Source organism: Foliimonas ilicis, from assembly GCF_039939195.1.
Taxonomy (GTDB): domain Bacteria; phylum Pseudomonadota; class Alphaproteobacteria; order Rhizobiales; family Rhizobiaceae; genus Foliimonas; species Foliimonas ilicis.
Map to the genome: position 1 here is coordinate 67,190 of NZ_JBDUUH010000001.1, position 24,031 is coordinate 91,220.

21 protein-coding genes and 1 tRNA gene are annotated in these 24,031 nt (G+C 56.5%); 6 read left to right on the plus strand and 16 right to left on the minus strand.

The genetic code is table 11. The annotated features are described in order from the left end of the window. Positions 1 to 36: 36 nt before the first annotated feature. Positions 37 to 2,037 carry a DUF4139 domain-containing protein gene (locus ABFT80_RS00350; protein ID WP_347969875.1) on the minus strand — a complete coding sequence of 667 codons (2,001 nt, stop codon included), beginning with the start codon at positions 2,035 to 2,037 and terminating at the stop codon, positions 37 to 39. 268 nt (positions 2,038 to 2,305) lie between these two features. Here ABFT80_RS00350 and ABFT80_RS00355 point away from each other — a divergent pair. The 3 genes from ABFT80_RS00355 to ABFT80_RS00365 all read left to right on the plus strand — a co-directional run bounded on the left by ABFT80_RS00355 (position 2,306) and on the right by ABFT80_RS00365 (position 5,191). Then, positions 2,306 to 2,382: transfer RNA gene (locus ABFT80_RS00355), tRNA-Arg, on the plus strand. Between the two features lie 669 nt (positions 2,383 to 3,051). Beyond that, complete coding sequence (locus ABFT80_RS00360; protein ID WP_347970796.1) at positions 3,052 to 3,840, plus strand: O-methyltransferase; 789 nt, start codon at positions 3,052 to 3,054, stop codon at positions 3,838 to 3,840. 313 nt (positions 3,841 to 4,153) lie between these two features. Next, the gene (locus ABFT80_RS00365; RefSeq protein WP_347969876.1) at positions 4,154 to 5,191 is read left to right on the plus strand and encodes an acyltransferase; all 1,038 of its coding nucleotides are present in this window, start codon (positions 4,154 to 4,156) and stop codon (positions 5,189 to 5,191) included. A 93-nt stretch (positions 5,192 to 5,284) separates the two neighbouring features. Here ABFT80_RS00365 and ABFT80_RS00370 read toward each other — a convergent pair whose 3' ends face one another. Beyond that, positions 5,285 to 6,637 (minus strand): hypothetical protein, encoded by a 1,353-nt coding sequence (locus ABFT80_RS00370; protein ID WP_347969877.1) that lies wholly within the window; start codon positions 6,635 to 6,637, stop codon positions 5,285 to 5,287. A gap of 150 nt (positions 6,638 to 6,787) precedes the next feature. On the opposite strand from ABFT80_RS00370, the gene ABFT80_RS00375 reads away from it, so the two are divergent. Both ABFT80_RS00375 and ABFT80_RS00380 read left to right on the plus strand, forming a co-directional pair. Continuing rightward, the gene (locus ABFT80_RS00375) at positions 6,788 to 7,930 is read left to right on the plus strand and encodes a glycosyltransferase family 4 protein (protein WP_347969878.1); all 1,143 of its coding nucleotides are present in this window, start codon (positions 6,788 to 6,790) and stop codon (positions 7,928 to 7,930) included. 340 nt (positions 7,931 to 8,270) lie between these two features. Beyond that, a complete protein-coding gene (locus tag ABFT80_RS00380; protein WP_347969879.1) occupies positions 8,271 to 9,020 on the plus strand; it encodes a glycosyltransferase family 2 protein in 750 nt (249 codons plus the stop codon). A 204-nt stretch (positions 9,021 to 9,224) separates the two neighbouring features. Here the strand turns inward: ABFT80_RS00380 and ABFT80_RS00385 are convergent, their stop codons facing one another. From ABFT80_RS00385 to ABFT80_RS00400, 4 genes are read right to left on the minus strand one after another with little or no spacing between them, the layout of a single operon-like run. Further along, positions 9,225 to 10,025, minus strand: coding sequence for a 3-methyl-2-oxobutanoate hydroxymethyltransferase (locus tag ABFT80_RS00385; protein WP_347969880.1), 801 nt, complete (start codon positions 10,023 to 10,025; stop codon positions 9,225 to 9,227). 20 nt (positions 10,026 to 10,045) lie between these two features. Beyond that, on the minus strand, positions 10,046 to 11,266 hold the full coding sequence (locus ABFT80_RS00390) for an NAD(P)/FAD-dependent oxidoreductase (RefSeq protein ID WP_347969881.1): 1,221 nt from the start codon (positions 11,264 to 11,266) through the stop codon (positions 10,046 to 10,048). A gap of 27 nt (positions 11,267 to 11,293) precedes the next feature. After that, entirely contained in the window at positions 11,294 to 11,608 is a 315-nt protein-coding gene (locus tag ABFT80_RS00395; protein ID WP_347969882.1) for a MocE family 2Fe-2S type ferredoxin, read from the minus strand. Positions 11,609 to 11,639: 31 nt separating this feature from the next. Then, positions 11,640 to 12,725, minus strand: coding sequence for a fatty acid desaturase family protein (locus tag ABFT80_RS00400; RefSeq protein ID WP_347969883.1), 1,086 nt, complete (start codon positions 12,723 to 12,725; stop codon positions 11,640 to 11,642). 187 nt (positions 12,726 to 12,912) lie between these two features. Here ABFT80_RS00400 and ABFT80_RS00405 point away from each other — a divergent pair, with 187 nt between their 5' ends. After that, positions 12,913 to 13,938: a LacI family DNA-binding transcriptional regulator gene (locus tag ABFT80_RS00405; RefSeq protein ID WP_347969884.1), complete on the plus strand. Its 1,026-nt coding sequence runs from the start codon at positions 12,913 to 12,915 to the stop codon at positions 13,936 to 13,938. A 29-nt stretch (positions 13,939 to 13,967) separates the two neighbouring features. Here ABFT80_RS00405 and ABFT80_RS00410 read toward each other — a convergent pair whose 3' ends face one another. From ABFT80_RS00410 to ABFT80_RS00455, 10 genes are read right to left on the minus strand one after another with little or no spacing between them, the layout of a single operon-like run. Then, the gene (locus ABFT80_RS00410) at positions 13,968 to 15,155 is read right to left on the minus strand and encodes an aldose 1-epimerase family protein (protein ID WP_347969885.1); all 1,188 of its coding nucleotides are present in this window, start codon (positions 15,153 to 15,155) and stop codon (positions 13,968 to 13,970) included. Position 15,156: 1 nt separating this feature from the next. Further along, positions 15,157 to 15,939 carry an ATP-binding cassette domain-containing protein gene (locus tag ABFT80_RS00415; protein ID WP_347969886.1) on the minus strand — a complete coding sequence of 261 codons (783 nt, stop codon included), beginning with the start codon at positions 15,937 to 15,939 and terminating at the stop codon, positions 15,157 to 15,159. A gap of 2 nt (positions 15,940 to 15,941) precedes the next feature. Next, positions 15,942 to 16,946 carry an ABC transporter permease gene (locus ABFT80_RS00420; protein WP_347969887.1) on the minus strand — a complete coding sequence of 335 codons (1,005 nt, stop codon included), beginning with the start codon at positions 16,944 to 16,946 and terminating at the stop codon, positions 15,942 to 15,944. 49 nt (positions 16,947 to 16,995) lie between these two features. Next, positions 16,996 to 17,934, minus strand: coding sequence for a sugar ABC transporter substrate-binding protein (locus tag ABFT80_RS00425; RefSeq protein WP_347969888.1), 939 nt, complete (start codon positions 17,932 to 17,934; stop codon positions 16,996 to 16,998). A 31-nt stretch (positions 17,935 to 17,965) separates the two neighbouring features. Then, positions 17,966 to 18,880, minus strand: a complete 915-nt coding sequence (locus ABFT80_RS00430) for a sugar phosphate isomerase/epimerase family protein (protein WP_347969889.1) — start codon at positions 18,878 to 18,880, stop codon at positions 17,966 to 17,968. 24 nt (positions 18,881 to 18,904) lie between these two features. Further along, a complete protein-coding gene (locus ABFT80_RS00435) occupies positions 18,905 to 19,993 on the minus strand; it encodes a Gfo/Idh/MocA family protein (protein WP_347970797.1) in 1,089 nt (362 codons plus the stop codon). Between the two features lie 35 nt (positions 19,994 to 20,028). Further along, the gene (locus ABFT80_RS00440) at positions 20,029 to 21,090 is read right to left on the minus strand and encodes an ABC transporter ATP-binding protein (RefSeq protein ID WP_347969890.1); all 1,062 of its coding nucleotides are present in this window, start codon (positions 21,088 to 21,090) and stop codon (positions 20,029 to 20,031) included. Positions 21,091 to 21,092: 2 nt separating this feature from the next. Next, positions 21,093 to 22,187, minus strand: a complete 1,095-nt coding sequence (locus ABFT80_RS00445) for an ABC transporter ATP-binding protein (RefSeq protein ID WP_347969891.1) — start codon at positions 22,185 to 22,187, stop codon at positions 21,093 to 21,095. A 1-nt stretch (position 22,188) separates the two neighbouring features. Further along, positions 22,189 to 23,139 (minus strand): carbohydrate ABC transporter permease, encoded by a 951-nt coding sequence (locus tag ABFT80_RS00450; RefSeq protein WP_347969892.1) that lies wholly within the window; start codon positions 23,137 to 23,139, stop codon positions 22,189 to 22,191. Continuing rightward, the gene (locus ABFT80_RS00455) at positions 23,136 to 23,996 is read right to left on the minus strand and encodes a carbohydrate ABC transporter permease (RefSeq protein WP_347969893.1); all 861 of its coding nucleotides are present in this window, start codon (positions 23,994 to 23,996) and stop codon (positions 23,136 to 23,138) included. The genes ABFT80_RS00450 and ABFT80_RS00455 overlap by 4 nt, the downstream gene beginning before the upstream one ends. Between the last annotated feature and the right edge of the window lie 35 nt (positions 23,997 to 24,031).

Here is a 24,031-nt window from a genome sequence, read left to right on the forward strand (position 1 = left end):
ACCAAGCGGTAGTTGCTGACCCCAAAATCAGGCACGCTAGAAAGTTCGAATGAACGCGGCGACCTCTTCCTGAAGTTCCTCTACTTTGGTTTCGGCTTCTCCACGCCGTTTGCCGAGACCCTCTATGTTGTCTTCTTCCTGTTCGAGCATCACGACATAGCGCTGCCCTAAAGCACTGTCGGCAGGCACGGCGGCAAGATTTTCACGAATGCGGCTCTGGCCTTCCGAGGCCCGGTCCAGATCGCGCTCGATCTCACCCACCACACGCTCGGCCTCGGCAACTCCCCGCCGCAATTCGGCAAGTTTCGTGAATTTGGAAGCTGTCTCGGAATCGGCAACCGACCCGGCCCAGCCAAACAAGGCATCGGACGACGCATCGACGAGTGCGAAGACCTCCAACTGTTTCATTTCGTCAGTTGCCACCACTTCGGCTTGACCGCGAGGCTCAATTTCAGTCCGCAGCCTTTGATGCGTCGGCGTGACGCTATCAAGTGACTCTGAGGTGAAATTCCATCCATCGCGCCGGGGATGCTCGATGATCACGGTTCGCGGAGCGTCCGCGGCCCCTTTTATTGTATAGGTGGTGACGACACGAGAAAGCCGGGTGATGCGAACGCTGCCATCAACAACGGAAATCTGACTGATATTTTCCTCCGGACGCGTCTGTGTCGCGACTTCTACCTTCCTATCGGCGGCAAAACTTGCCATCCGGCTTTCACCAGCAGGCAGACCGGCCAATTGGGCATCGCCGACATATCCGTTCTGATCGTCATAGACGGTGAGAATACCCGGCGGCAGGCTCCCCGGACTGTCGTTTTTCAAGAACAATGCCGCGATGGGATGGTTTTCGTTTCGCCCCGGCTGAAAGACCGATACGCGCTCGGCCGGCACCTCATCATCGACAAAAGGCAGCGAAAGCGTCTGGCCCGCCTTGAGATCAACAGGCTGGGGCAGCCTGTAAGTGGCGGAGGTCATGCCTTCATTCTGTTCGGCTTGCCGGGAAGCGGGTGCGAGTGCAGCCATATCGCCGGCAAAAGAGGCTTCAACCTCCGCAAAAGGCTCACTCCTGCGCAGCGCCGGAGCTGCGCCAGCGGCACTTATCATTGCCTTGGAATTGTCCGGTCTGGGCGCAGACGTGCTTCCCGCTGTGACAGGAACGACCTGCCGTTCATGCCAGTAACGCTGATGCAGGTGCTGGGAGAGCGTTACCGGCGCGCCCGACGAAAGGGTCAGCGCTATCTCGTCCCAATCTTCACCGGTTGCATTTTCGACGACCGCCCAAGCCTGAAGACGCGCCTTTTGATCATTCCCGATCACCAAGCGGTAGGCCGCTTTCCAAACTGGAGCTGGCACAAGATATGTAAGCGTGATGGAGCGGCTGCGCTCGCCCGACAATTCCAGGGAAATTACCCGGATTTCATCCGTTCGTCCGCGCCCACTGACATTTGCCGCCTCCCGCACCTTCTCAAGCACTGAATCATCCAGAATGCTGAGCGCCGTATCGGTTCCCATTCTCAGCACTTTGATTTCGCCATTGTCAGCCATGACGGAAAGAACGCGCTCCTCGATGTCGTTTTCGGGATTCGTGCTCTTCTGGCTACTAACGCCCAGAACGACGCCGTCCAGAGTGCGCCCTCCCGACGAGGCGCGAATTTTCACACCTTGAAGGGACGCCGCGAGATCCGGCAGCGACCCCATCTGCTCAGGCGTGAAGGGCAGCCGCCGAAACGTCTCTTCTACGGGCGACAGGCCATCGAGCGTCATCGCGCCGACCGTGCCTTCAGGATCTCGGACGACGAGACTTTTCAGAATGTCATCGACATGTTCGAGCGGCACTTCCAGCCGCAAGATGGTCGAACCGTCAGCCGATGCGTTACGGCGAATTTCAGCCAATCCACCGGAAGAAAGGGTGATGGCTTCGATTTTGCTTGAATTTTCTTCCGCTGAGACCGGAGTTGCCAGTACCGCCCCGATGACGACCGCGGAAGCCATGGCTGCCCGAATTGCCTTGCTGCGCGGATTTTGACTCTTCTTCATAATCTCCACCCGAAACGGTTTGCCATATCGCCAAGCTACACTTGGAAGGAATGGCCATTCAACCCGTTTCTAAACCCATAGTGTCAATCGGAGCCGGGCATGTCTGCGGCACCATGAGGTGAATGTTTGTTTGCAAGGCACTCCCAACGGGATTCGAACCCCTGCAATTTGAGCGGAGCGCCACACCATTTGCCCGTTGATGATGCACAACACATCGGCTATGTAGCGGGACGCTCGTCCGAATGAGGACAGGCGACTTCGTTAACAGGCACCCGTAGCTCAGCTGGATAGAGCGCTGCCCTCCGAAGGCAGAGGTCACAGGTTCGAATCCTGTCGGGTGCGCCAAAAATCCTAAAGAATACAGATATTTACGACACATAACCGGTTCGCACTTTGTGCCATTTTGAAAATTCATGCACGAACAGAATCGGAACTTGCGGCACTTCTTCTTACAAATCCCGTATACGGAGTCATGGATGCCATCCACAATATGCCTTTTGCTCTCTGAGAGGCCTTTAGTGCCACATCTATATTCGGACGGGTGCGCTTCTTCCGCGCCTCGTTCACGGTCACCTTAGGGATATCAAGTAACAAAAGAAATGAAGGTGATTCAATTTGTTATAATAGTGAAATACATCATATATTCTTCTTAGATTAGTTATCCGAGAATCCTCTATTATCTGTCAATATAGTCCTGCAAACGACACAAAATCAGTGTAACCAGCGCCCCAAGCTTTATCTACGGCACGCCGCAGAAACAAAACTTAATGCGCGAACTAACACTTAATGCAGCTCGGTGAACGGTTGCTAAAGCACTTGCGTCGTGGACCGACATCGCATCGCGCATAATTGCCGGTAGATTGAAGGGTTCGGATGCCGAGGCGTAGCCTCCTCGTAGGATTCAACGATATCCGGTCACCCTCCGAGCCAATTGACTGCATTAATAGAATTGACGTTTAATCACCAACTGCTGGCGGACGGGGAACCTTTAAATTTTCCGAGGAGGAATTCTTGATGGAACTGGCTGCTACAGCCCGTGCAATGCTTAATCGTTATCGCAATGGAAGGGATATAAAGAATGCTTTGAAGTCTGCGCCTGAAGAGCTGCGTAAAAGCCTCTCTGCCTCGTTCGACAAACCATCAAACGCCATGCTTAAGATCGAAGGGCGACGAAACATTCTTCTCAGCGACCCTTCAGAAATTAGCATTGTTGATTTCGGCGCCGGCGCATCAACGGATGAACTGTCAATTGAAGAACAGAAAAAGGGACGGTTCTTGACATCGACGGTAGCGCTTTCCGCGCGCGCTAGTAAGCCAGAGCTTTGGGCTCGTTTTCTTTACAATCTGACCATAAATCACGCTGCAAAAAATGTACTCGAGATGGGGACATGCGTAGGTATCTCTGGCGCCTACATCGCCTCGGCATTGCGTAAAACCAATGGGCGATTAACTACTCTCGAAGGTGACCCCGAGCGTGGCCGAATTTCAGGAGAGACTTTTTCCGTTCTAGAACTGAACGAGATTGCAGACGTGATTATCGGACCTTTCCATGAGACGCTGAATACAGTTCTTGCCGAGCGCGGTCCTTTCGATCTTGTGTTTGTTGACGGGCATCATGACGGTGAGGCCACAGTTCAATACTTCGATATCTTGAAATCCCATGTCATCCAGAATGCAATAATCGTGTTTGATGACATCCGTTGGTCGGCTGGAATGAAACAGGGATGGGATCGTATTGCGTCCCAGCCCGGCGTAGAGCCAGTGGACTTAGGAGGTATTGGTCTGGTGAGAATTACTGCATAGCCGTACTTTATGCCACTCAAAGAGACTGGTCCGCGACCGTATCCATCTGTCAATTAGTATTTACCTCTTCGGAATAAACCGGAGGGTCGTGTGTTCAAGCGGCAGCAGGACACCCACCGCCCATGCCCCACGACCTGATGCGTTGCGTAGCCGCTTTAATGTGGCGGGAGCTGCAGGAATTGCGAAGGCCCACTGCTCCTTTAATGTTTAAAGCACTTTTACCTGCATCCACATGGTATCGGTCATCCCATCGGTTGCAGGCGTGGAACAGACGTGATTAGAGTTGTTAGACGTTATGTCCTGATGGCAGGCAATGGCATCCCAGGCTCACCCCCAGTCACAGAATATCGATCTGATTAAAATGGCTGCCTGCCTGCTCGTCATCACCGTTCACGTGACGGGGGTTAACCTTGTCGATATTGCGAGTCCGGGGTGGACGGCAACAAACGTCTACGAGTCATTCTCACGCGTTTGCGTACCGCTGTTTTTCATGGTGTCTGGAGCGACTCTGCTTCCTAGGGATCATCGTTTAGGTGAATTCCTCAAGCGGCGCTTCTTGCGTATTTTTCCGCCGCTACTGTTTTGGTCTTTTGTTTATATCGGCTACTATTACTATAGCAAAGGATGGGACTTGCGGGCTTGGGGAGCATACTATTCCTTTTTGCTCTGGAGACCATCTGCAACGCATCTTTGGTATTTATATGCGCTGATTGGGATTTACCCGTTTATCCCCCTCATATCGAAAATATACAACAATTCCAGCAACACGGAGAAGATTTACTTTCTTGCGCTGTGGTTTTTAACTTCGACTGCCGTTCCCTTTCTGGGCAGCGCATACGGCATTCGCCTGAACCTGTCAGCCTACTACTTACAGACGATCGGTGGCTATATCGGCTACTTTTTCCTGGGAGCCTTCGCCATGGAAATTGGGAGACGGCCTCATAGGTCAATCCCATGGATTTCCGTCGCAATCTACGTTCTGAGCAGCATACTGATCGCCGTCATGACCTATCGGGTCTCGATGGCTGCCGGGAAATGGACAACCGTGTTTCAGGCTTATCTGACACCACTGGTCGCAGTGGCGGCTTTCGGTTTGTTCACGCTGCTAATGTCGTTGCGCTTGCATCTCACCGAACTTCAAGGCCGCGCACTCGCGAGTTTCGCGCAGTGCTCGCTGGGCGTCTATTGCATCCACATCATTGTCAGAGATGAGCTTGCGCGGGCGGATATAACTGCAGCCCATAGCCCGTATACGCTGATTGTCCCGGCGGTTGCCGTGCTAGTGATGGTCATCTCCTGGTTAGTGATCTTCGTTGCCAGGAAGGTACCGGCGCTTCGCTACATTTTGTAGAATCGGGCCTACTGCTTCAGTACGACTCGAAATTGTGCAGACCGGATGCAGGTAGAGCCAAACAACATCATGCCCCGCGATAAATGCTGAACCCTAAAGCGGTGACGTTTTTCGGAAGCGAAAAACCTTGATAAGGATCAGTCCGAAAACAAAGCCGCCCGAAATCATCGCAGTTTGAAGACCCACGCTGAAGAGAACGAGTGCGTAAGGCGTCATGAGAGTGATAAGCATTCGCCCTTCATCTCGGTAAAGCCAATTATCTCTTCGACCGAGCAGCAGCCTCAGCACGACGAACGCAATTAATATCCCGGAAAACCCAAAATTAATGTAGGCGTCGCTAATAAAATCAGCGTTTGCCGAGACACCCTCACGCCAATAGTATGCCCCCACGGTATGCGTGGGGTTATCTGTACGCCCATCGAAGAATCGCCCAAGCAGGCCATTGCCGCCCCAGAAGTATCCATTCTGGTCGGCAAAATTCTTGTATCGAGCAAATAAACCTGAGCTCACCATGAAAAGGCGGTCATAAAAAGCCACCGCCCAAATGCCCATTGCGGAACTTGTGCCAACGACGGACAAAACGCCCCACTGCGCTACCGATAGGGCGGCAGGGACGTAATATGCATTGAACTGCAATCGTCTATGGGCGAACCAATAATAGAAGACTAAAATTAAGCCCGAAAAAGCTAACGAGATTTTATGCGCGGCCAGCAGGTAATCGACAATAAAAATAAACAAAGGGACCGCAAGAAATAGCGGCTTCCTCCTCTCTATCGCATAGGCGGCTGCACAAAATGCAGAAACGTATTTAGAAAATTGGATTCCATAGCGCTCCCAACCTGACACCAACGATGCAAATTCGGCACGTGTGCTATACGCATCTTTCAACCCAGAAAGCTGCAATTGAGAAGAATACCTTATGGAAAGATAGAAATAAAATGCTGCTCCAATCAGCCCCACAAAAGCCAAGATAGCACGACCGTCGTGACCGACGACGACTTTCAAACGAGTAAAATTACCCCCCGCAATTCCGGAAAGAGCCAGCGGAAGCACAACATACAGAGATGTAATTATTGCCCACCAATAGGGATCACTCAGCGACGCAACTATTGACCCGCAAATACCGCCTACAGCAACCAGGGGCAGCAGAACAAAGCAAAACAGGTCATTCTGGGACTTCCGACAAAACAGCCACAACGCCGGGACAAGGATGAAAATGGCGTTGCTCACCCCCAATAACAAAAGAGAAGGTTCGTAAATAAAATACGAACCGAAGTACAAATGATATTCGGCATTACGTAGTGTCACATATGTAAAAAATGACGTGAATACGTATATGATAACCCAAAATAAAAGCACGACATCATGGTGCAGTCGAACCCGCCCCCCATGCTTCACGCGCGTTTCCACTGAAATTCCCTTGCCTTGCCGATTTTCATACTGCACTGATGCGCCAGTGTGGACGCATAGATCGACGAGGCAAATGATGTCAACAAAGAACCAAAAGCAATACGATCCTGAGACTGGCCGAGCATATCCGTTTGGAGCGATGGCGTCTCCTCTTGTGATATTGCTATCGCCAAGTGTGCATCTACGGTGTCTCCCGACGAAGTGATGCGCATAGCTCACCTAACAACCGTTCATCATCGCCACGACACTCGAATATTGCTCAAGGAATGCAGATCGCTAGCTAAAGTGCATGACGTCACACTCGTCGTGGCCGATGGGCTTGGTCCCGAGATCTACGATGGCGTCCGAATTGAAGACTTGGGAAAGCCTGCTGGCCGTCGCGAACGCATTCTCGTGAAAACCCTTGAGGGCGTCCGTAGGCTAATCGGCAAGTTCGACCTTCTTCATTTCCATGATTCCGAACTTATCCCCGCAGCGCTTTGGGCAAAGGCGCGAGGTATCAAGGTAGTGTATGATGTACACGAAGATTTGCCTCGCGATCTTCGCATAAAGGAATGGATACCTTCAACTCTTCGTTTGCCGCTCTCATGGTCTGCAAGCGCAGCCGAGAAAATTGCTGGTAGAGCTTTCGACGGCGTTGTCACTGCAACGCCCACTATCGCACTGCGCTTTCCCGTTTCAAAAACAATATGCATACGCAATTTCCCAGACGCTGCCGAGTTTCAGAATGTGGCCGGCAAACCCTACCACATGCGTCCTGAAAAATTTGCCTATATCGGAACACTGTCGCATGCGAGAGGTATAGTGCCCCTCGTCGAAGCCGCCGATTTCACCCGAGCGACGCTAGTTCTAGGAGGCAAATTCAACACTCCCGAATTGGAAAGTGAAGTTCGAAAATCCCGTGGCTGGCAGTCCACCGAATTCATTGGCTTCGCAGATCGTAAGATGGTCGCAGATGTGCTGGCTGAGGTTCGTGTTGGCGTATGCACATTACTGCCGACCCAAACCCACCTCGATTCCTATCCCGTTAAACTTTTCGAGTATCTCGCCGCTGGACTTCCCGTGGTTCTATCTGATTTCCCAGTTTGGAGATCGCTTCTAGACGGCGTCGATTGCGCTCTTTTCGTAGACCCATCGAAGCCCGGCTCGATAGCAGCGGCCATAAACGAACTGATGGATAATCCGCAAAAGGCTGAAGCGATGGGTCGGAAAGGTAAAGAGGCCGCTTTGAGCCGCTTTAGTTGGGTGTCTGAAGAAAAGCGCCTGATCGAATTTTACGACGGGCTCGGTTCACAGACTCGCCTCAATTTGCCACCCGCAACTGCTTGAAACGAGCGCTATCAACTGCGCCGGATGAGCAGCTCTTTGCAAGCATAGCTCTCACGGGAATTGAAGGGCACAGAGACTGAACCTTCCGTTTGCTGGGCACTGGTTGCAAATTGCACCGGGAATAGTCGCGCACAGATGCTATGATCGAATGCATTTGCGAGTGATTTCTCCCGCGTTGCATTTGCCGCGAACAGCACAGTCAAGCATCCGAGTACGTAGCGCAGATCGTATACGCTATGACCAAATGGCCGCCGAAAGTGGACCAGTGTGGTCCTTCAACGAATTGACAGGCGACTGCGATGAAGGTTAACGGCGGGTCGACAATAAGGAAAAGTCCTCAATGCCTTTGGTTAGTGTAATCATGCCTGCGTACAATGCCGCAGCGACGATTGCATCTGCGATCGAGTCGGTAAAGCGGCAAACGATTGAAGATTGGGAACTCCTGGTGGTGGATGACTGGTCATGCGATAGCACCGCGCAAATCATCGAGGATTATTCCCGCCTTGATAGCCGTATCAGAGTGTTACGCACTGAACGAAACAGCGGAAGCCCCGCAATACCGCGAAATGTTGCCACGCGTGCGGCGTCTGGAAGGTACATCGCCTTTCTCGATGCCGATGATGTCTGGCTACCGCAGAAACTGGAACGGCAAACGCAGGCAATGCGCGATACGAACGCTGTCATCTGCTGTTCGGGCTATACCGTTATTGATCCATTCGGCCAGAAAATCGGGGCTTTTGTCCCGCCGCGCCGCGCCGGATATCGAGAACTTCTCAAGCGCAACACAATCGGTTGCCTGACCGTTGTCTATGATACGAAGAGATTCGGAAAGCGGGAATTTCCTAACTGCGGGCACGAGGATTACGCGCTGTGGCTAGATATGCTTCGCGAAGGTGAATCTGCACTAGGCTTGCCCGAAAAACTCGCCTCTTATCGCCTGATGCCAGGAAGCGTATCTTCCGACAAACTCAAGGTCGCTCGCTTTTTTTGGCACATATATCGAGAGCGCGAAAACTTTGGCCCTGCACTTAGCGCTTACATGTGCGCGCGCTACGCTCTCCTCAATCGCTCTAAGTATAAAAAATCATAACAGGAAGATCCCCATTCGATCCACTTAGCACGTAGAGGCGCTGGCTTCATCGCAGGGGATTGGAACCCCTACGAATATCAATGTGGAATCATTGATCTGCGCACAGCTCTGCCACCCGACTTCGATATCATTAGCATCGCACCGCCAATCGATGACATTTTCATTAAACATGGGCGCCAAAGACCTCAGTATCGATCGATAATTTCAGACGCCGCCTAGTCTGATCATGAACTGCTCCAGTTCAGCCGGGTCCATTCTGACGACGTGCTTTTCCTCCGGGTAGGCTTTGCTGTCGACGTCGGCGACGAATTCGGAGAAAGCGGCGATACGCTCGGTTTGGAGGCGGTCGAACTCGGCTGCGAAGTTGCGGTAGACTTTCGAGTGCCTTGGCATGTGGCCGCGGTTCTGGCCGAGCACGTCTTCCGCGAAGAGGTATTGCGCGTCGCACCCGGTACCCGCGCCCATGGAGATCATGAAAAGCGAGGTGCGTTCGGAAATCGCGGTTGCGACTTCGACTGGCACCACTTCGATTTCCGCCCCAAAGGCACCGGCGGCCTCGTATTGCTTCACCGCCTCGAACATCTGCATCGCGGTATCAGCCGTCTTGCCGACGGCCTTGAAACCGCCGGTCCAGGTGGCCCGCGAAGGGATGAGCCCGACATGGCCGATCACCGGAATGGCCTCATCAGCCATACGTTTGACGGTGGCAAAGCTGGCGCTGCAATAGACCGCGTCGGCGCTGGCCTTGTAGAGCCGGAAGGCCCAGCGCACGAAATCGTCGCCGGTGCCGATCTCGAAGAAATTGTCGCCCGGCATGGAAAACAGGCTGGGGGCGGCATCGCGATATTGCGGATTGAGCAGGAGGTCCGGAGGTATAGATACGATGTCGATGCCGGCACGCTCTGCAGCCTCGGCCTCCTCCAGCGTCATGACGCGGAGCATGCTCAACTGCCTTTTGCCCCTCATGGCGCGCAGGTCGGCGATAGTCGGCCTTTTTCGGCTCATCGAATCTTCCTCCTAATTCTTTATGCAGCGAGAAGCGCTTTAAGCTTCACGTCCGCGGCGGCGAGTTTTTCAATCGGCGGATGGGCGCGGCGCGCGATCAGCATTTCAGCCAAGCGCACATCTTTCGCGACGGCATTACCCCTGCCGATGCCGCTTGCGGCGACCAGCCTTCCGTCTTCCGCCAGATGAAACAGAATGAACGCGCCGTCGCCGAGATCACGGCGCACCGTTTTCACGCCTTCGTCGGAAAGTCCGGCGATCTGAATGCCGAGATCGTATTGATCCGACCAGAACCACGGTACGAACTCATGGCGCGTATCGTTGCCGAGCATATTCGCTGCGGCCAGCGCGCCCTGCTCTTGCGCATTCCGCCATGCCTCAAGCCGCACGCGGCGACCGTCATAGATCGACAGCGGAAAAGAGCAGCAATCGCCGGCGGCAAAGATATGCGGGTCGCTGGTACGCAGCCGATCATTGACCGCGATGCCGTTTTCGACGGTGAGACCTGCTGCTTGGGCAAGCGCTGTGTTCGGAACGGCGCCGATGCCTATGACGCACAGATCAGCCTCTATCGCTTCGCCTGAGGCGAGATGGATGTGGGGCGCGTCGGCATTATCCTCGATCTTCGTTATGCCCGTCCCGCACAAAAACCGAACGCCGCGTTCGACATGCTCTGCATGCACTATCTCGGCAATCTCTACTGGGACGCCGCGCATCAGAATTCTGCCCTGCGCCTCAATCACGGTAACGTCGCAACCAAGCAGGCGCGCCGATGCGGCGATTTCCAGGCCGATGAAGCCGCCGCCGATTATGGCGACACGCGCTTTTCCGCGCAGATGCGAACGTATCGCCAAGGCGTCTTCGAAGCTGCGCAAGGTGACGCAACGACCGCCATTGCCCTCGACCGGCAGACGGCGCGGTGAGGAGCCGGTTGCGAGAAGAAGTTTGTCATAAGAAAGCGCGCGTCCGTCTGCGAAATGAACGGTTCGCGCATTTCGGTCGATCGAGGTCGCTTCAGCAGAGCCGAGAAACGCAATCCCCTTTTCCTGCAAAGCGGTTTCGGTGACGATCGTGGTTGGCAGCGGATCGTCATCGCCAATCATGGCGTGTTTCGAAAGCGGCGGACGCTCATAGGGCAGATGCTTTTCGGCACCAATTAGCGTCACTGTCCCCTCATAGCCTTGCTCGCGCAAAGCCATTGCAGCGCGGGCACCGCATTCGCCAGCGCCGATAATCACCATTCCGGGTTGTTCGGGCGCGCCCACGTATCAGCCGATCTGGACCAGCACTTTGCCAGCCTCGACCTTGACCGGATAGGTCTGAAGATTGACGCAGACTGGCGCACCTTTGGCTTGGCCTGTCTTGTAGTTGAAACGGCCATTATGCTTGGGGCATTCGATGATGTCGTCCATGACAAGGCCATCGGCCAGATGCACTTTTTCATGCGTGCAAAGTCCATCGGTGGCGAAAAACTCGTCATCAGGCGAACGGTAAATCGCAAAAGTCCGCCCGGAATGGTCGAAGCGGATCACGTCCTCCTCGTCCACATCATCCACGCCGCACACTTCGATCCAGTCTGTCATATGATGTTCCCGCATTCTTTCCTGCCCGCCGCTATTCCGCTGCCAGATTCAGGGCATGAAATTCGTCGCGATAGGGACGCGCTGTCGATGGGAGTTCACGCTTCAGGAAATAATCCTCATTGCGCAATTGGTGCAGCAGCACCGGGAACACCTCGCGATAGGCGTGCCACATGGATGGGTTCGCTACCGGCAGATCATGCTTGATGAGTTCGTGAAGCCGGGGCAGCGCGTGATACGGAACCATCGGGAACATGTGGTGCTCGACGTGATAATTCATGTTCCAGTAGATGAACCGGCTGATCGGGTTCATGTAGACGGTGCGCGTGTTCAGCCGGTGGTCGATGACATTGTCGGCAAGGCCGATATGCTGAAGCAGGCCTGTCAGCACCATGTGCCAGCAGCCATACATGCGCGGCAATCCGATCAGCATCAGCGGCAGAAACGACCACATGTAAAGCGCCAAAGCGACGGTCGCGATGTAGATCGCCATGTGGATGCGGGCAGCCGTGACAACCTTCTTGCGTTCCATCTCAGGGATGAAACTCGCCTCGTCCGGCGTGATGATGCCGAGCGCGTTTTTGGACAGCGCGATCATCGAATACCAGACATCGAGAACGCCTAAGAAATTGAGAGCGACGCGCGCCAGATCCGGCGGGCGCATGACGGCGATTTCCGCATCGCGCCCGACGATTATCGTGTCTGTGTGGTGGCGCGCATGGCTCCACCGCCACGTTACCGGATTTCGCATCAGCATGAAGCTGGCGATCTGGTAGACGACATCGTTCATCCAGCGCGTGCGGAAGGCCGTGCCGTGGCCGCATTCATGCCAGCGCGAGTCGCTGGACGAGCCGTAGAGCACGCCATAGACGAAGAAGAACGGGACGCACCACCATGTGCCCCAGAAGTAGATGCCGCCCGCAGCCGAAGCCAGGATCGCGGCGATCCAGATGATCGTGTCGCGTATCGCGGGGCCATCGGAGCGCTGCATCAGCTCCTTCATGGTCTTGCGCGCGACATCTGAATGATACCAATCGGCCGAGGCGAGGCCCGTCTCGATTGCCTTGCGGGTACTTTCGCCAACGAGGCTGTAGTCCCGTTTCTTTAAGATTGCAGTCACGTCATCACCTCCCGACATGAGCGCAGTTTCCGGCCCCATGGAAGGGCAGCGTCAACGCATTGCGGCCTGCAGTATAAAGCGGGCCATGAAAGCCCTCAATCATCATGCAATATTTTCTATCATTTCTATCATTGTGTGCCGCAGCGACTGAGGATATGACTTGTGGCTCAACCGGAGCCCGATCCGCATGGCGAAGCGCCCGACAATAGAACAGCTCGCGCAGGAATCCGGCGTCAGCGTCGCCACAGTCGACCGTGTTCTCAACCGGCGCCTGCCCGTTCGTGCCGAGACCGCAAGCCGGGTCCACGACGCCGCAATACGCATCGGCTTTCATGCAGCCGGGCTGATTGGTCAGCGGCTTCGGGAGGAACAGCGCGAAATCCGCCTGGGTTTCCTGCTGCTGAAAACAGACCAGCCATTTTACGGCCCTTTTGCGCAGGACATAGAAGATGCTGTCGCCGCGGCGCGTGACCTTCGCGCATCCTGCAAGATTGATTTCATTTCCTCTCAAAACCCAGCAGAGGTTGTCGCCAGGCTGGAGGCCATGGCGGCGCGCACCGATGCCGTCGCCATGGTCGCGCCGGAGCATCCGATGCTTTCTGCCGCGGTGGAGCGGCTCAAGGAGCGCGGGGTGCCGGTCTTTGCGCTTCTGTCGGACTTCGCGCCAGCGGCGCGTCATGCCTATGCCGGCGTGCACAATGGCAAGGTCGGGCGCACGGCGGCATGGATGATTGCGCGCAGCGCACGTCCCGGAAAGGTCGCCCTTTTCGTCGGCAGCCACCGCTTTCATGGACACGAACTGCGCGAGATCGGTTTCCGCGCCTTCTTCCGTGAACAGGCGCCGGGCTTCACCGTGCTCGACACGATCGTCAACATGGAAGCGCAGGAGTTGACGCATGAGGCAATGCTCGATCTTCATCGCCAGCATCCCGATCTGGTTGGCGTCTATGTCGCTGGCGGCGGATCGGGCGGCTTGGTGACGGCCTTGCGCGAAATGTCTCCCGACAAGCGCCCGGTCGCGATCTGCAACGAACTGACCGCAGACAGACGCGCTGCTCTGGCAGAAGGGCTGCTGACCATGGTGATCCACACGCCGCGCGAGCGGCTTTGCCGTGAAATCGTGCCGCTGATGGCGCAATCGCTGAAGCCGGGCGGCAGTGCGCCTGCGCAGATTTTCCTGCCATTCGACATCCATTTGCCGGAAAGCGTCTGAACGCTTCCGCGAATATTCGCATTGCGCATTCATGCCGATGACGCCCTTGCCAATGGCCGGAATCGACCGGACGGTTTTGGGAAATCCGTATCCGGCTGCCGCGCAATAGCGGCAATCCGGCGCTCGCTTTCGGCAATTTCTTCCGAACCGTCGAGGACACGGAAAACCGCGTCATAAGAGCGGCTGTCGCCATGTTCGAGCCAGATCATCTCACCGCGCTCGCGGGCAGCAAGATTGCCGGTGACATGATGCGTCGAAGGCTCGATGCCCATCGCATACTGACCGGATTGGAAGTTCTGCCACTGATAGGCGCAGGGGAGCTGGTCCTTGCGGGTCACGACTTCGAAGCCGAGGCCAAGCCGATCGTTGACCAGAGCAACCGGAACGTTGCCCGCAGCGTCTGCCGCGAGTTCGTGTTGCCATACCTGCTCGCAAAAATTCAGCCGGGGCGCAGGCATCGTGCGATAGCCGACGCCTTGGCTTTCATAGTCAGGCCCGGCATGGCCCGCCCAAACCACATCGCTGACCGGCGCCAGATAGCGGGAGCCTTCGTCCAAAAGGGGATGGCTGAGATTGACGTGGTAGAAGAACATATGCGGCGTCTTCGAGAATCCGTGATTGACCACCCGGTCGGTGATGCGGATTTCGTTGCCGCCCAGATCGGCCTCGATGCGACGCAGCAGATGCAAATCCTCACCGAACACGGCGGATTGCTGCACAATGCCTTCCGCCCAAAGAACGCACTCGTCGCCATTCCATGTTTCGCCATAGCCGGTGAGGCGCGCCGGGATGGTGCTGATGCGCCCATGCAGGGAATGCGCGATGCTTTTCTTGCCGGGGTAATTGAACTCGCCGGCGGGCACTTCCGCAGGACCCAGAATATGGTCTAGACCGCAGGTGACGAGCAGCCCTGAAAAAGACCGCGCCCAGGCAAGCCCGCTTTCGCCCTCATATTCATGCAGGCCGGGGTGGCGGAACCCGGCGGGCGAATGCCAACCGATCGCCTGACCTTTGAACTCGCAATCGGCAATGTCCAGCGCACGGTCGACCAATGCGGTGAAGCTCAGGCCGGTTCCGGTGCGGAATTCCAGCATGCGGATGCCGCGCTCGACACCATCGCCAAGCGTCATCAGGCGCACACCGGCGAATTGCGAAAGCATGCCGGAGCGTTCCGCAATCTGCCGTCTGGATAGCGTTTGGCCGTAAAGCTTCACCATTTCAATGCGCCTTCGCATCCTTGAGCAGCGTCGTTACGTCCGCCCCCATGATAATGCTTTCGACAGTCAGAAGATCGGTGTCCGCGACGGTGCGCTCCGCGACGATTTCGCCGCGACGCATGACGATGATGCGGTCCGCGACCTGAAAGACGTGATGAATATTATGCGTGATGAAAAGCACCGTATGCCCCGCATCGCGCACCTCCTTCACGAAGCGCAGAACGCCATGCGTTTCCTCGACGCCCAGATTGTTCGTCGGCTCATCGAGAATGATGACCTTGGCCGCAAACTGCATGGCACGCGAGATCGCAATAGACTGACGCTCGCCGCCCGACAGCGTGTTGACCGGCGCATCCGCGTCCAGCTTCTTCGAAATGCCGACGCGCTTCAAAAGAGCGGATGCGGCGCGACGAAGCTCCGCAAAATCAAGCGGGGCAAAAACACCCAGGAAAGGCATCGTCACCGGTTCGCGGCCCAGGAAAAGATTGCGCGCGATAGAAAGATCGGGGGCAAGCGACGTGTCCTGATGGATCGTCTCTATGCCGAGGTCGATGGCGTCGCGCGCGCTGCGGATCGATGCCTTGTTTCCACGTACATAGATTTCGCCGCCGTCGATCGGATGCACCCCGGAGATGGCTTTGATCAGCGTCGATTTTCCTGCGCCATTGTCGCCAAGAAGGGCAACAACCTCACCCTCGCGCAGCGAAAGCGATGCACTCTTGAGCGCCGTTACGCTGCCGAAAGATTTGCGGATGCGGTCGAGACGGAGAACTTCTGCGGACATCGTCATCTCCTCACGCCGCGCTTCTGAATGAGCGCGTGAAGAACCAGCATCACCAGAATGATCGCGCCGACGAAAATGTTGAATGCCAGACCCGGCACGCCGATCAGCACGATGCCATTGCGGATCGCGCGCAACATCAACGCACCGACGATCGTGCCAAGCACAGTGCCTCGTCCACCGGTAAGTGCCGTGCCGCCAACGACGACCATGGCGATGACTTCAAGCTCGTAGCCCGTACCCGCCACAGGCGAGGCTGCCGAGATGCGGAAAGCGCTGATCATACCGGCCAGACCGGCCAGCACCGATGTCAGGATGAAGAGCCAGATCTTGACGGCGTCGGCAGGCACGCCGCGCGCCACCGCGGCGTTGCGGTTGGAGCCGATAGCACTGATCCAGTTGCCGACCTTCGAATATTGCAACGTGTAGATGGCAAGAATGCTCAGCCCGATGAACCACCAGAGCGAGGTGTAGACCCGGAAGCCGCCAAGCTCGAAACTGCCTGCAAGAAGTGTCACGAAAAATCCCGGCTGATCCCAGGATTTCAGCGGAAAGCCCTGCGTTACATAAAGCGCTGCGCCGCGTACGATCAGCAGCATGGAAAGCGTGACGAGAAAAGAGGAAATACCGATCTTGGTGACGATCAACCCATTGATCGCGCCGATGAGGACACAGACGGCAAGACCGATCAAAAGCGCCAGTCCAATATCGACGCCCGCATTCTGCGCCAGCAGCATCACGATGACCGGGCCGAGCGCGAAGACTGCGCCGACCGACAGATCGAATTCACCTGCCGTCAAAAGCAGCGTCATGCCAAGCGCTATGATGCCGAGTTCCGGCAGGAACGCCAGCATGTTCGAGATATTCAGCGGCGACATGAATCTCGGATTGGCGATGGAAAAACCAACCAGCACAATCACCAGAATGATGAGCGAGGCGAATTGCGGCGATGCGGCCAAACCGCGCCACCGTGCCGTCCTGCCTTCCAGTCTTTCAGTTGTCGTAGACATTGCAGTTTCCATAAGAGGAAGCCCGCCAGCCGGAGGCTGGCGTTGTCCGTTACTGGTTGTATAATTTCAGGATCGGATCGACGCTCGAGGCATCGTAAAGGCTGAACGTCTGCACGTCGTAGCCGATAGGTTCTCCCGAAGCGGCAAGGTTGAGCAGGGCAACCGGCATGAAACCCTGAGCCGACGGATATTGCCATGCGGCGGCGTTGAAATAGCCCGCCTTGACCGCTTCCGCTGTCTCCTTCGAGTTGCCCCAACCGACGACCGGGATCGAACCCGCCGCCATGCCGGCATTCTCCATGACGGGCTTTACGGCCGCCGCAACGGAATCGCCCAGCGCGATAATCGCTGGCGGATTGTTGGCGAGCATATAGTCGCTCATCTTGGCAATGATGCCTGCCGGATCGGTGCCCGCATCCACAACGTCATATTTGATGCCGAGAGGATCGAAGACGCTGGCGATGCCTTCGGTTTCAAGCTGCTGGTAGCTGGCGCCCGGCACTTCCACCGGCAGGAAGACATTGTCGCCTTCCTTCACCAGCTTGTTGTCGACCAGATATTTTGCCCAGACTACACCGGCCTGACGCAGATCCGCACCTACATAAGCCTGTCGTCCGGTCGCCACATCGTCCGTGTTGAAGAAGACGATCGGAATACCAGCGTCCTTGGCGGCTTTCACTTCGGCCGTCCATAGACCGGGCTGCGCCGATGTCGTGCCGATGCCGTCCGGCTTGGCGGCGATTGCCGAATTGAACGCCTCCTTCTGGGCGGCCATATCGCCGCCAGAAAATGAGATGTTGCAGGTGACGTTGAGCTGTTGGCAGGCCTTGGTCGCGCCTGCGTTCCAGTCGAGCCAGAACGCATCCGAGGGACCGCCGTGCGACAGAAGATAGAAGGTTTTCTTCGCGTCCTGCGCCTGCACTGAACCGACGAATGCGGTTCCTGCAACCAACGCCGCCGCAAGGATTTTCATTCCCAGTTTAAGCATGATCTTTCCTCCACAAAAGTCATTGGTTGCATCAAAGGCCGTTGGCGCGCAGCTTGCCGTCGAGGAATTTCTTCGCACGCGGCACATCGTCTTCCGACAAATGTTCGATGATCATCGGAATGTTGGGATGCTTTTCGGCAAGCCGCTGCAGATAGAGATCGTAGTTCAGCGAACCGAGGCCAGGCGCGGGCAGTTCGATCTCGCCGACGCCGCGGAATGTGTGGCTTTCCAGCGCGTCCGCATCACCGATGTCGGCATGCTTTTCGGTCTTGTCGTCGCCCGACCGCTTCACATCCTTGGCATGCGCGATCTTGATCTTGTCGGTCAGCGTGTCGAAAACCTGATTTAGAATCTGGTCCATCTTGTCGATGTTGTGCGTCTCGAAATAGTTGGTCGGGTCCATCAGAAGGCCGAGGCCCGGATGGTCGACCTGCGCGAACATCTTCACGGTTTCCTCAACCGAGCCGACAACGTTGTTCACATAGGTTTCAAGCAGGAAGACCGCGCCGTGGTCGTAGGCTATCTGAGCAAGCTCAGCGACTACCTTGCGGCATTCCTCGAAACCTTCTTCGGTCTTGTTCTTCTCGTGGTGAACCCAGTCGGAATCCGTGTTGTAGGTACCGGTTTCGGAAATCACATAGGGCGTGCCGAAATGGCGCGCATTGCGGATGATTTCCTTCAGATAGCCTACGCGCTTTTCGCGCTCGCCCTTGTCGGGATGAATGATGTTCGTGTAGCCGGAAATGCAGCAGATCGGCAGGTGATGGTCGCGGAAAACATCGCGAACCTGCTTGGCTTTTTCTTTGGTGATCTGCCCTGCCGAGAGGTCAACATCCTTGAAATGCAGGTCGAGCTGCACCGTGTTGAAATCGAGCGCACGAATTTTCTTCGCAGTCTCTTCGAGGCCGTACGGAAAATATCCTGTGAAAATACCAGCTTGCATCATGATCGCGTTTCCTCCCTGCGAAAATCAGTTGGTCGAAATTTCGGATAGTTTGACTGAGCGGCGCTCGGCGATGGAGCGATAACCCGCCTCGATGAGCGCCATGGTCTTGACGTTGTCGGCGACGGTAAGCGCCGGTGGCGTGCCGGTCTCGATCGCGTGCTGCAATTGCTCCATCACGCCGATGAAAGCATGCGGAAACCACATCGTTTCCCAGGTGGGCGAGACCCATTTTCCGCCGGTCGTTTTTGCCGAGGCATAGGACAGCGTCGAAGCCGCTCCCGCCGGCCAGCCGATCGTGCCTTTCGCGGCACCTTCCGTGCCTTCGACGCGCCAGTTGATGTGCTGGTCGTCCTGATAGCCCTCCTGACGAGGGCCGGACCATACGTCTTCCAACGACACGGCCATGACTCCTGACGGGAACTTCAATGTCGAGACGGTGATGCCGTCCGAATGATCGAAGCTCGTGCGCGGGTCCTTGCGGGTCAGCGTGGTGATTTCATCCGGGTCGCCGAACAGGAAGCGCAGTGCATCGAGATGATGCACGCTCATATTGGCCAGCGTAAGCCGGTCGTAATCCTCGAGGAAGGACTGCCAATGCGGAATGGCATGCATGTCGATCTGCGCGAAAACGATATCGCCAAGCGCGCCATCATCGATGATCTGCTTCAGCACGCGCATCGACTGGTCATAGCGCATGTTCTGATTGACGGAGAGTATCTTGCCTGCAGCCTTTGCCTCGTCCCGCAGCTTGATTGCTTCTTCCAGCGAAAGTGCCAACGGCTTTTGGGCGAGAACCCCTTTTATATGCGGCTGCTTCAGCGCATGGCGGATGAGTGCGGGCTGCAAGTCCGGCGGAAATGCGAGATCGATTATATCGATATTGGCGTTTTCGATCAGGCCTTCCGGCGTGTCGTGAACCGTCTCAATGCCCCAGCGCTCGGCGACCTTCTGTGCGTTCGATTTCGTGCGCGAGGCAATCGCGACCACCGGGAAACCGGCTTCCTTGTAAGCGGCAAGATGGCATTCGGCCATGATCATGCCTGCGCCTACACAGCCGATCCTGTATTTTTTCGTGCGGACTTTGACATCCGGCTCGAACGGCTTTCCCGCCATCATGGCCTCCCCAATTCTGCTTTTCTCAGTGATATTCATCGTGCGAGCGCTCCTCCGCTCTGCCCGAAATAATGCACGCGACCGGGGTCGCAGGAAATCGCCACCATCGCTTCTGGATGGATTTCCGGCTGGCCGCGCATGAGCGCGCGGAAACGCGCTTCGCCTGCCGAAAGCGTCACGACCGTATACCCGCCAAGCGGCTCAACCTCGAACACCTTGGCCGGACGACCAGAATTCGCGTCGGACCATGGGAGAACCTTGATGTCCTCGGGGCGCAATCCGATCTCGACAGCATCGGCAGGAGCAGAGGCATTTTCGATACGGATCGTGCCGTCCGCCGCCTCAAGTCCGCCCGCGCTGCGCGACGTCCGCAGGATATTCATCATCGGAGAACCCAGAAGCCGGGCGACATAGGTGCTTGCCGGTCTGTCGTAAATCTCTGCGGGCCCGCCGATCTGGCGGATTTTTCCGCCTTCGAGGATCGCAATGCGGTCGGCGACCGACATCGCCTCTTCCTGATCATGCGTGACGTAGATCAGCGTCTTGCCAAGGTCTCGCTGGATGCGTTTCAACTCGACGCGGGTTTCTTCGCGCAGCCGCGCATCGAGCGCCGAAATCGGATCGTCCATCAAATACGCAGCAGGGTCGCGCACCAGCGCACGGGCAATCGCCACGCGCTGCCGCTCGCCACCGGAAAGCTGCGCAGGCGGCTTGTGCAGGATGTGGCCGATGTGAAGCTTTGCAGAAACATCGGCCACACGCTTCGCAATCTGCGCTTCGGCAACCTTTCGCTCGACCAGCGGAAAGCGAACGTTTTCGAGCGCTGTCATATGCGGAAACAGAGCGAGGTTCTGGAAGACCATCGCGACGTTGCGGTCTGCCGGCGAAATCGTATTTACCGGCAGCCCGCCGATGAGTATTTCACCGGAATCGGGTGTTTCCAATCCGAGAATTAGACGCAGGATCGTCGATTTTCCCGACAAAGGCGGGCCGAAAAAGCAGAAAAACTCATTGTCGTTGACGGTAAACGACGCGGCGTCGACAGCCAGCGTTTTGTCGTAGCGCTTGGTCACATTGCGGAAGCTGATCTCGGCCATCGTTATGACCCCGCCCTGATCGCGTCGCCGCTGGCGGCGTCGAAAATGCGCACCGCATCCGATGCAGGCGCAACGACTGTTGTCTCGTTGATCGGCACGCCAACATCATTGTCGAAGACGGCCTTTATGGCTTCCTGCCCCTCGCCCAGATGCACGATCGTCCGCGCGCCTATGCGTTCGACGAACGTCACCGGCATGGCAAGTCCATGTCCCTTGCTTGCAAGCGACGCCTGCTCGGGACGAAAGCCATAAAGCACGTCGCCCTTGGCGGCCCGGACAGTTGACGCAAGTTCGGGGACAAGCGGCGGCGTGACACCAAGCGGGCCAAGGTCGATGACGAGGCCGCGGTCGCTTTCGGCAGGCCTGCCTTTCAAAAGGTTCATGCCGGGTGCGCCAATGAACTTTGCCACGAAAACATTGGCCGGATTGTTGTAGACCTCCAGCGGCGTGCCGACCTGCTGGAGCACGCCATGATCCATGACGGCGATGCGGTCGGCCATGGTCATCGCCTCAAGCTGGTCGTGGGTGACGTAGACCATCGTCTGCCTGAACTGCCGCTGCAATTGCTTCAGCTCGGTGCGCATGACGGCACGAAACGCTGCATCGACATTCGACAATGGCTCGTCGAGCAGGAAGATCGCCGGTTCCATGATTGCGGAGCGGCCAATGGCGACACGCTGCAGAATGTTGACCGACAGCTTTTCCGCCTTACGGTCGAGCAAAGGCGTTAGCTGCAGAAGCTCTGCGATGGCGCCGACGCGCCGGTCGATTTCGGCCTTCGGCGCACCGCGCATTTTCGGGCCGTAGCCGAGGTTTTGCCGCACGGTCATATGCGTGAAAATCGCGTAGTTCTGGAAAACGAAGCCGACACCGCGACGGCCCATCGGCACGCCTGCCATGTCCCGCTCGCCGAACAGGATGCGCCCGCTCGTCGGCTCTTCCATTCCGGCGATCATGTTCATCGTCGTCGACTTGCCGCAGCCCGAGGGGCCAAGCAGCGCCATGAATTCGCCATCGGCGATTTCGAGATCCATGGTCTTCAGCGCGGTAAAGTCGCCGAATGTCTTGACCAGATTTTGCAGATGGATCGCGCTCATCTCACGCCTCCTGCCGGGCAGCGGCCATACGCTTCATGGCGAAGACGGCGACGATGGAGAGAACGATCAGGATCGCCAGCGCGATTGCCGCGACATAGCCCCAGATCAGATCCTGCGTGGTGATCTTGTAGATATAGACGGAGATCGTTTCCGTCGCGACGCCCGGCCCGCCGCCGGTCATGATGTAGAGCGTGTCGAAAATCTTGAAGTTCTCGATGACACGAATGGCCAGCGCGATGATGATGATCGTCTTCATTTTTGGCAGAACGATCGTGATGAAACGCTGCCACGAATTCGCGCCGAGAAGCGTCGCTGCCTTCATCTGATCTTCCGGCACGCCGACGAGACCGGCAAGCAGGATCAGGAACATCAGCGGGGTCCACTGCCAGATGTCGGCAATCATCACCGCAATCAATGCCAGTGTCGGATCGGACAGCCACGCAATGGTGACCGGCGAACCGCTGAGCATCGTCAAAATGTCATTGAGCGGACCGCCCGACTGGAACAGCATGAAGAACATGTATCCAGCGACCGCAGGCACGACCATCATCGGCATCAGCAGAATCGAGTAGAAAACGCGCTTGCCCGGAAACTCATCGGCAAAGAGCGTCGCGAGTGCGAGGCCGAGCAGGAATTCCGCAGGCACACAGATCAACATTACGATTGCGGTGCGCCAAAGCGCGTTCCAGAAGCGGGTGTCTGTCGCGAGATCGGTATAGTTCGCGAAGCTGTTCCACAATTCCCAAGCGTTCCACCAGCCGAGACCGGACAGCGGCGACCAGTCGGTGAGGCTGATGTAGAGCTGCATCAAAAGCGGGAAGACCGCGATGAACAGTACCAGGATTTGAGCCGGCAAAGTCAGCCGGAAACCGAGCCGTGCACCTTCGTCCTGCTTTTTGGGAAGGCTGGCCGCTGCCGTAATGTTATGTTCTGGGAGGGTCACGACGCTCATTGCTTCAATGCCCCGAAGGTCAGTCCGCGCACGAGGTGGCGCTGGATTGCGATACCCATGATGACTGGCGGCACGGCTGCGATCAGTCCGAGTGCGGCCTTCGCGCCGTAAAGCTGGCCTGTCATCGAGGACGACAGCGACGCCATATAGACCGGCACCGTCACCCATTCGCGTGTCGTCAGCAGCAGGGCGATCAGATAATCCGACCAGTTTAGAATGAAGACGAACAGAGCGGCGGAAGCCAGCGGTGCGCGCATCATCGGCAAGGTGATGCGCGTGAACACACGCCAGCGCGAGCAGCCTTCGACAAGCGCCGCTTCTTCGATTTCGCGCGGCATGTCGTCGAAGAATGTTTTCATCAGCCAGAAGGCGAAGGGCAGCGTGACGATGCCGTAGATCAGAGCCAGCCCAAGCCACGTATCCGTGAAATTCAAAAACGCCCACATGATCATGACCGGGGTCATGACGGCCATTGGCGGGAAAAGGCGCAACTGGATCAGCGCCAGCGGCAAATTCTTACCCGAGCCGAAACGCGACAGGCCGTAGGCAGCGGCGGTTCCGGCAGACATTGCAATCGCCGTGCCGAACACAGCCGAAAGCAGCGACGACAGTATCGGCTTCATTGCCGTCCGGTCGAGCGCGACGATCAGATTGGTCGAGGATTCACCGAAGATGAAACGGAAATTGCTGAGCGTTGGCTCTTTCGGCCACCATGTCAGCTCGGCACCCGTCGCAGACCATTCCGCAATAGGCTTGAACGCCATCGAAACCATCCAGAGGATCGGAATCAAGGTGACGGCCAAGGCAAGCGCGATGGCAGCATAACGAAATATCTCGAAAGGGACAGAACGCTTCATCTTGCAACTTTGCTGGATCGGTCGTTCAGGAGGGG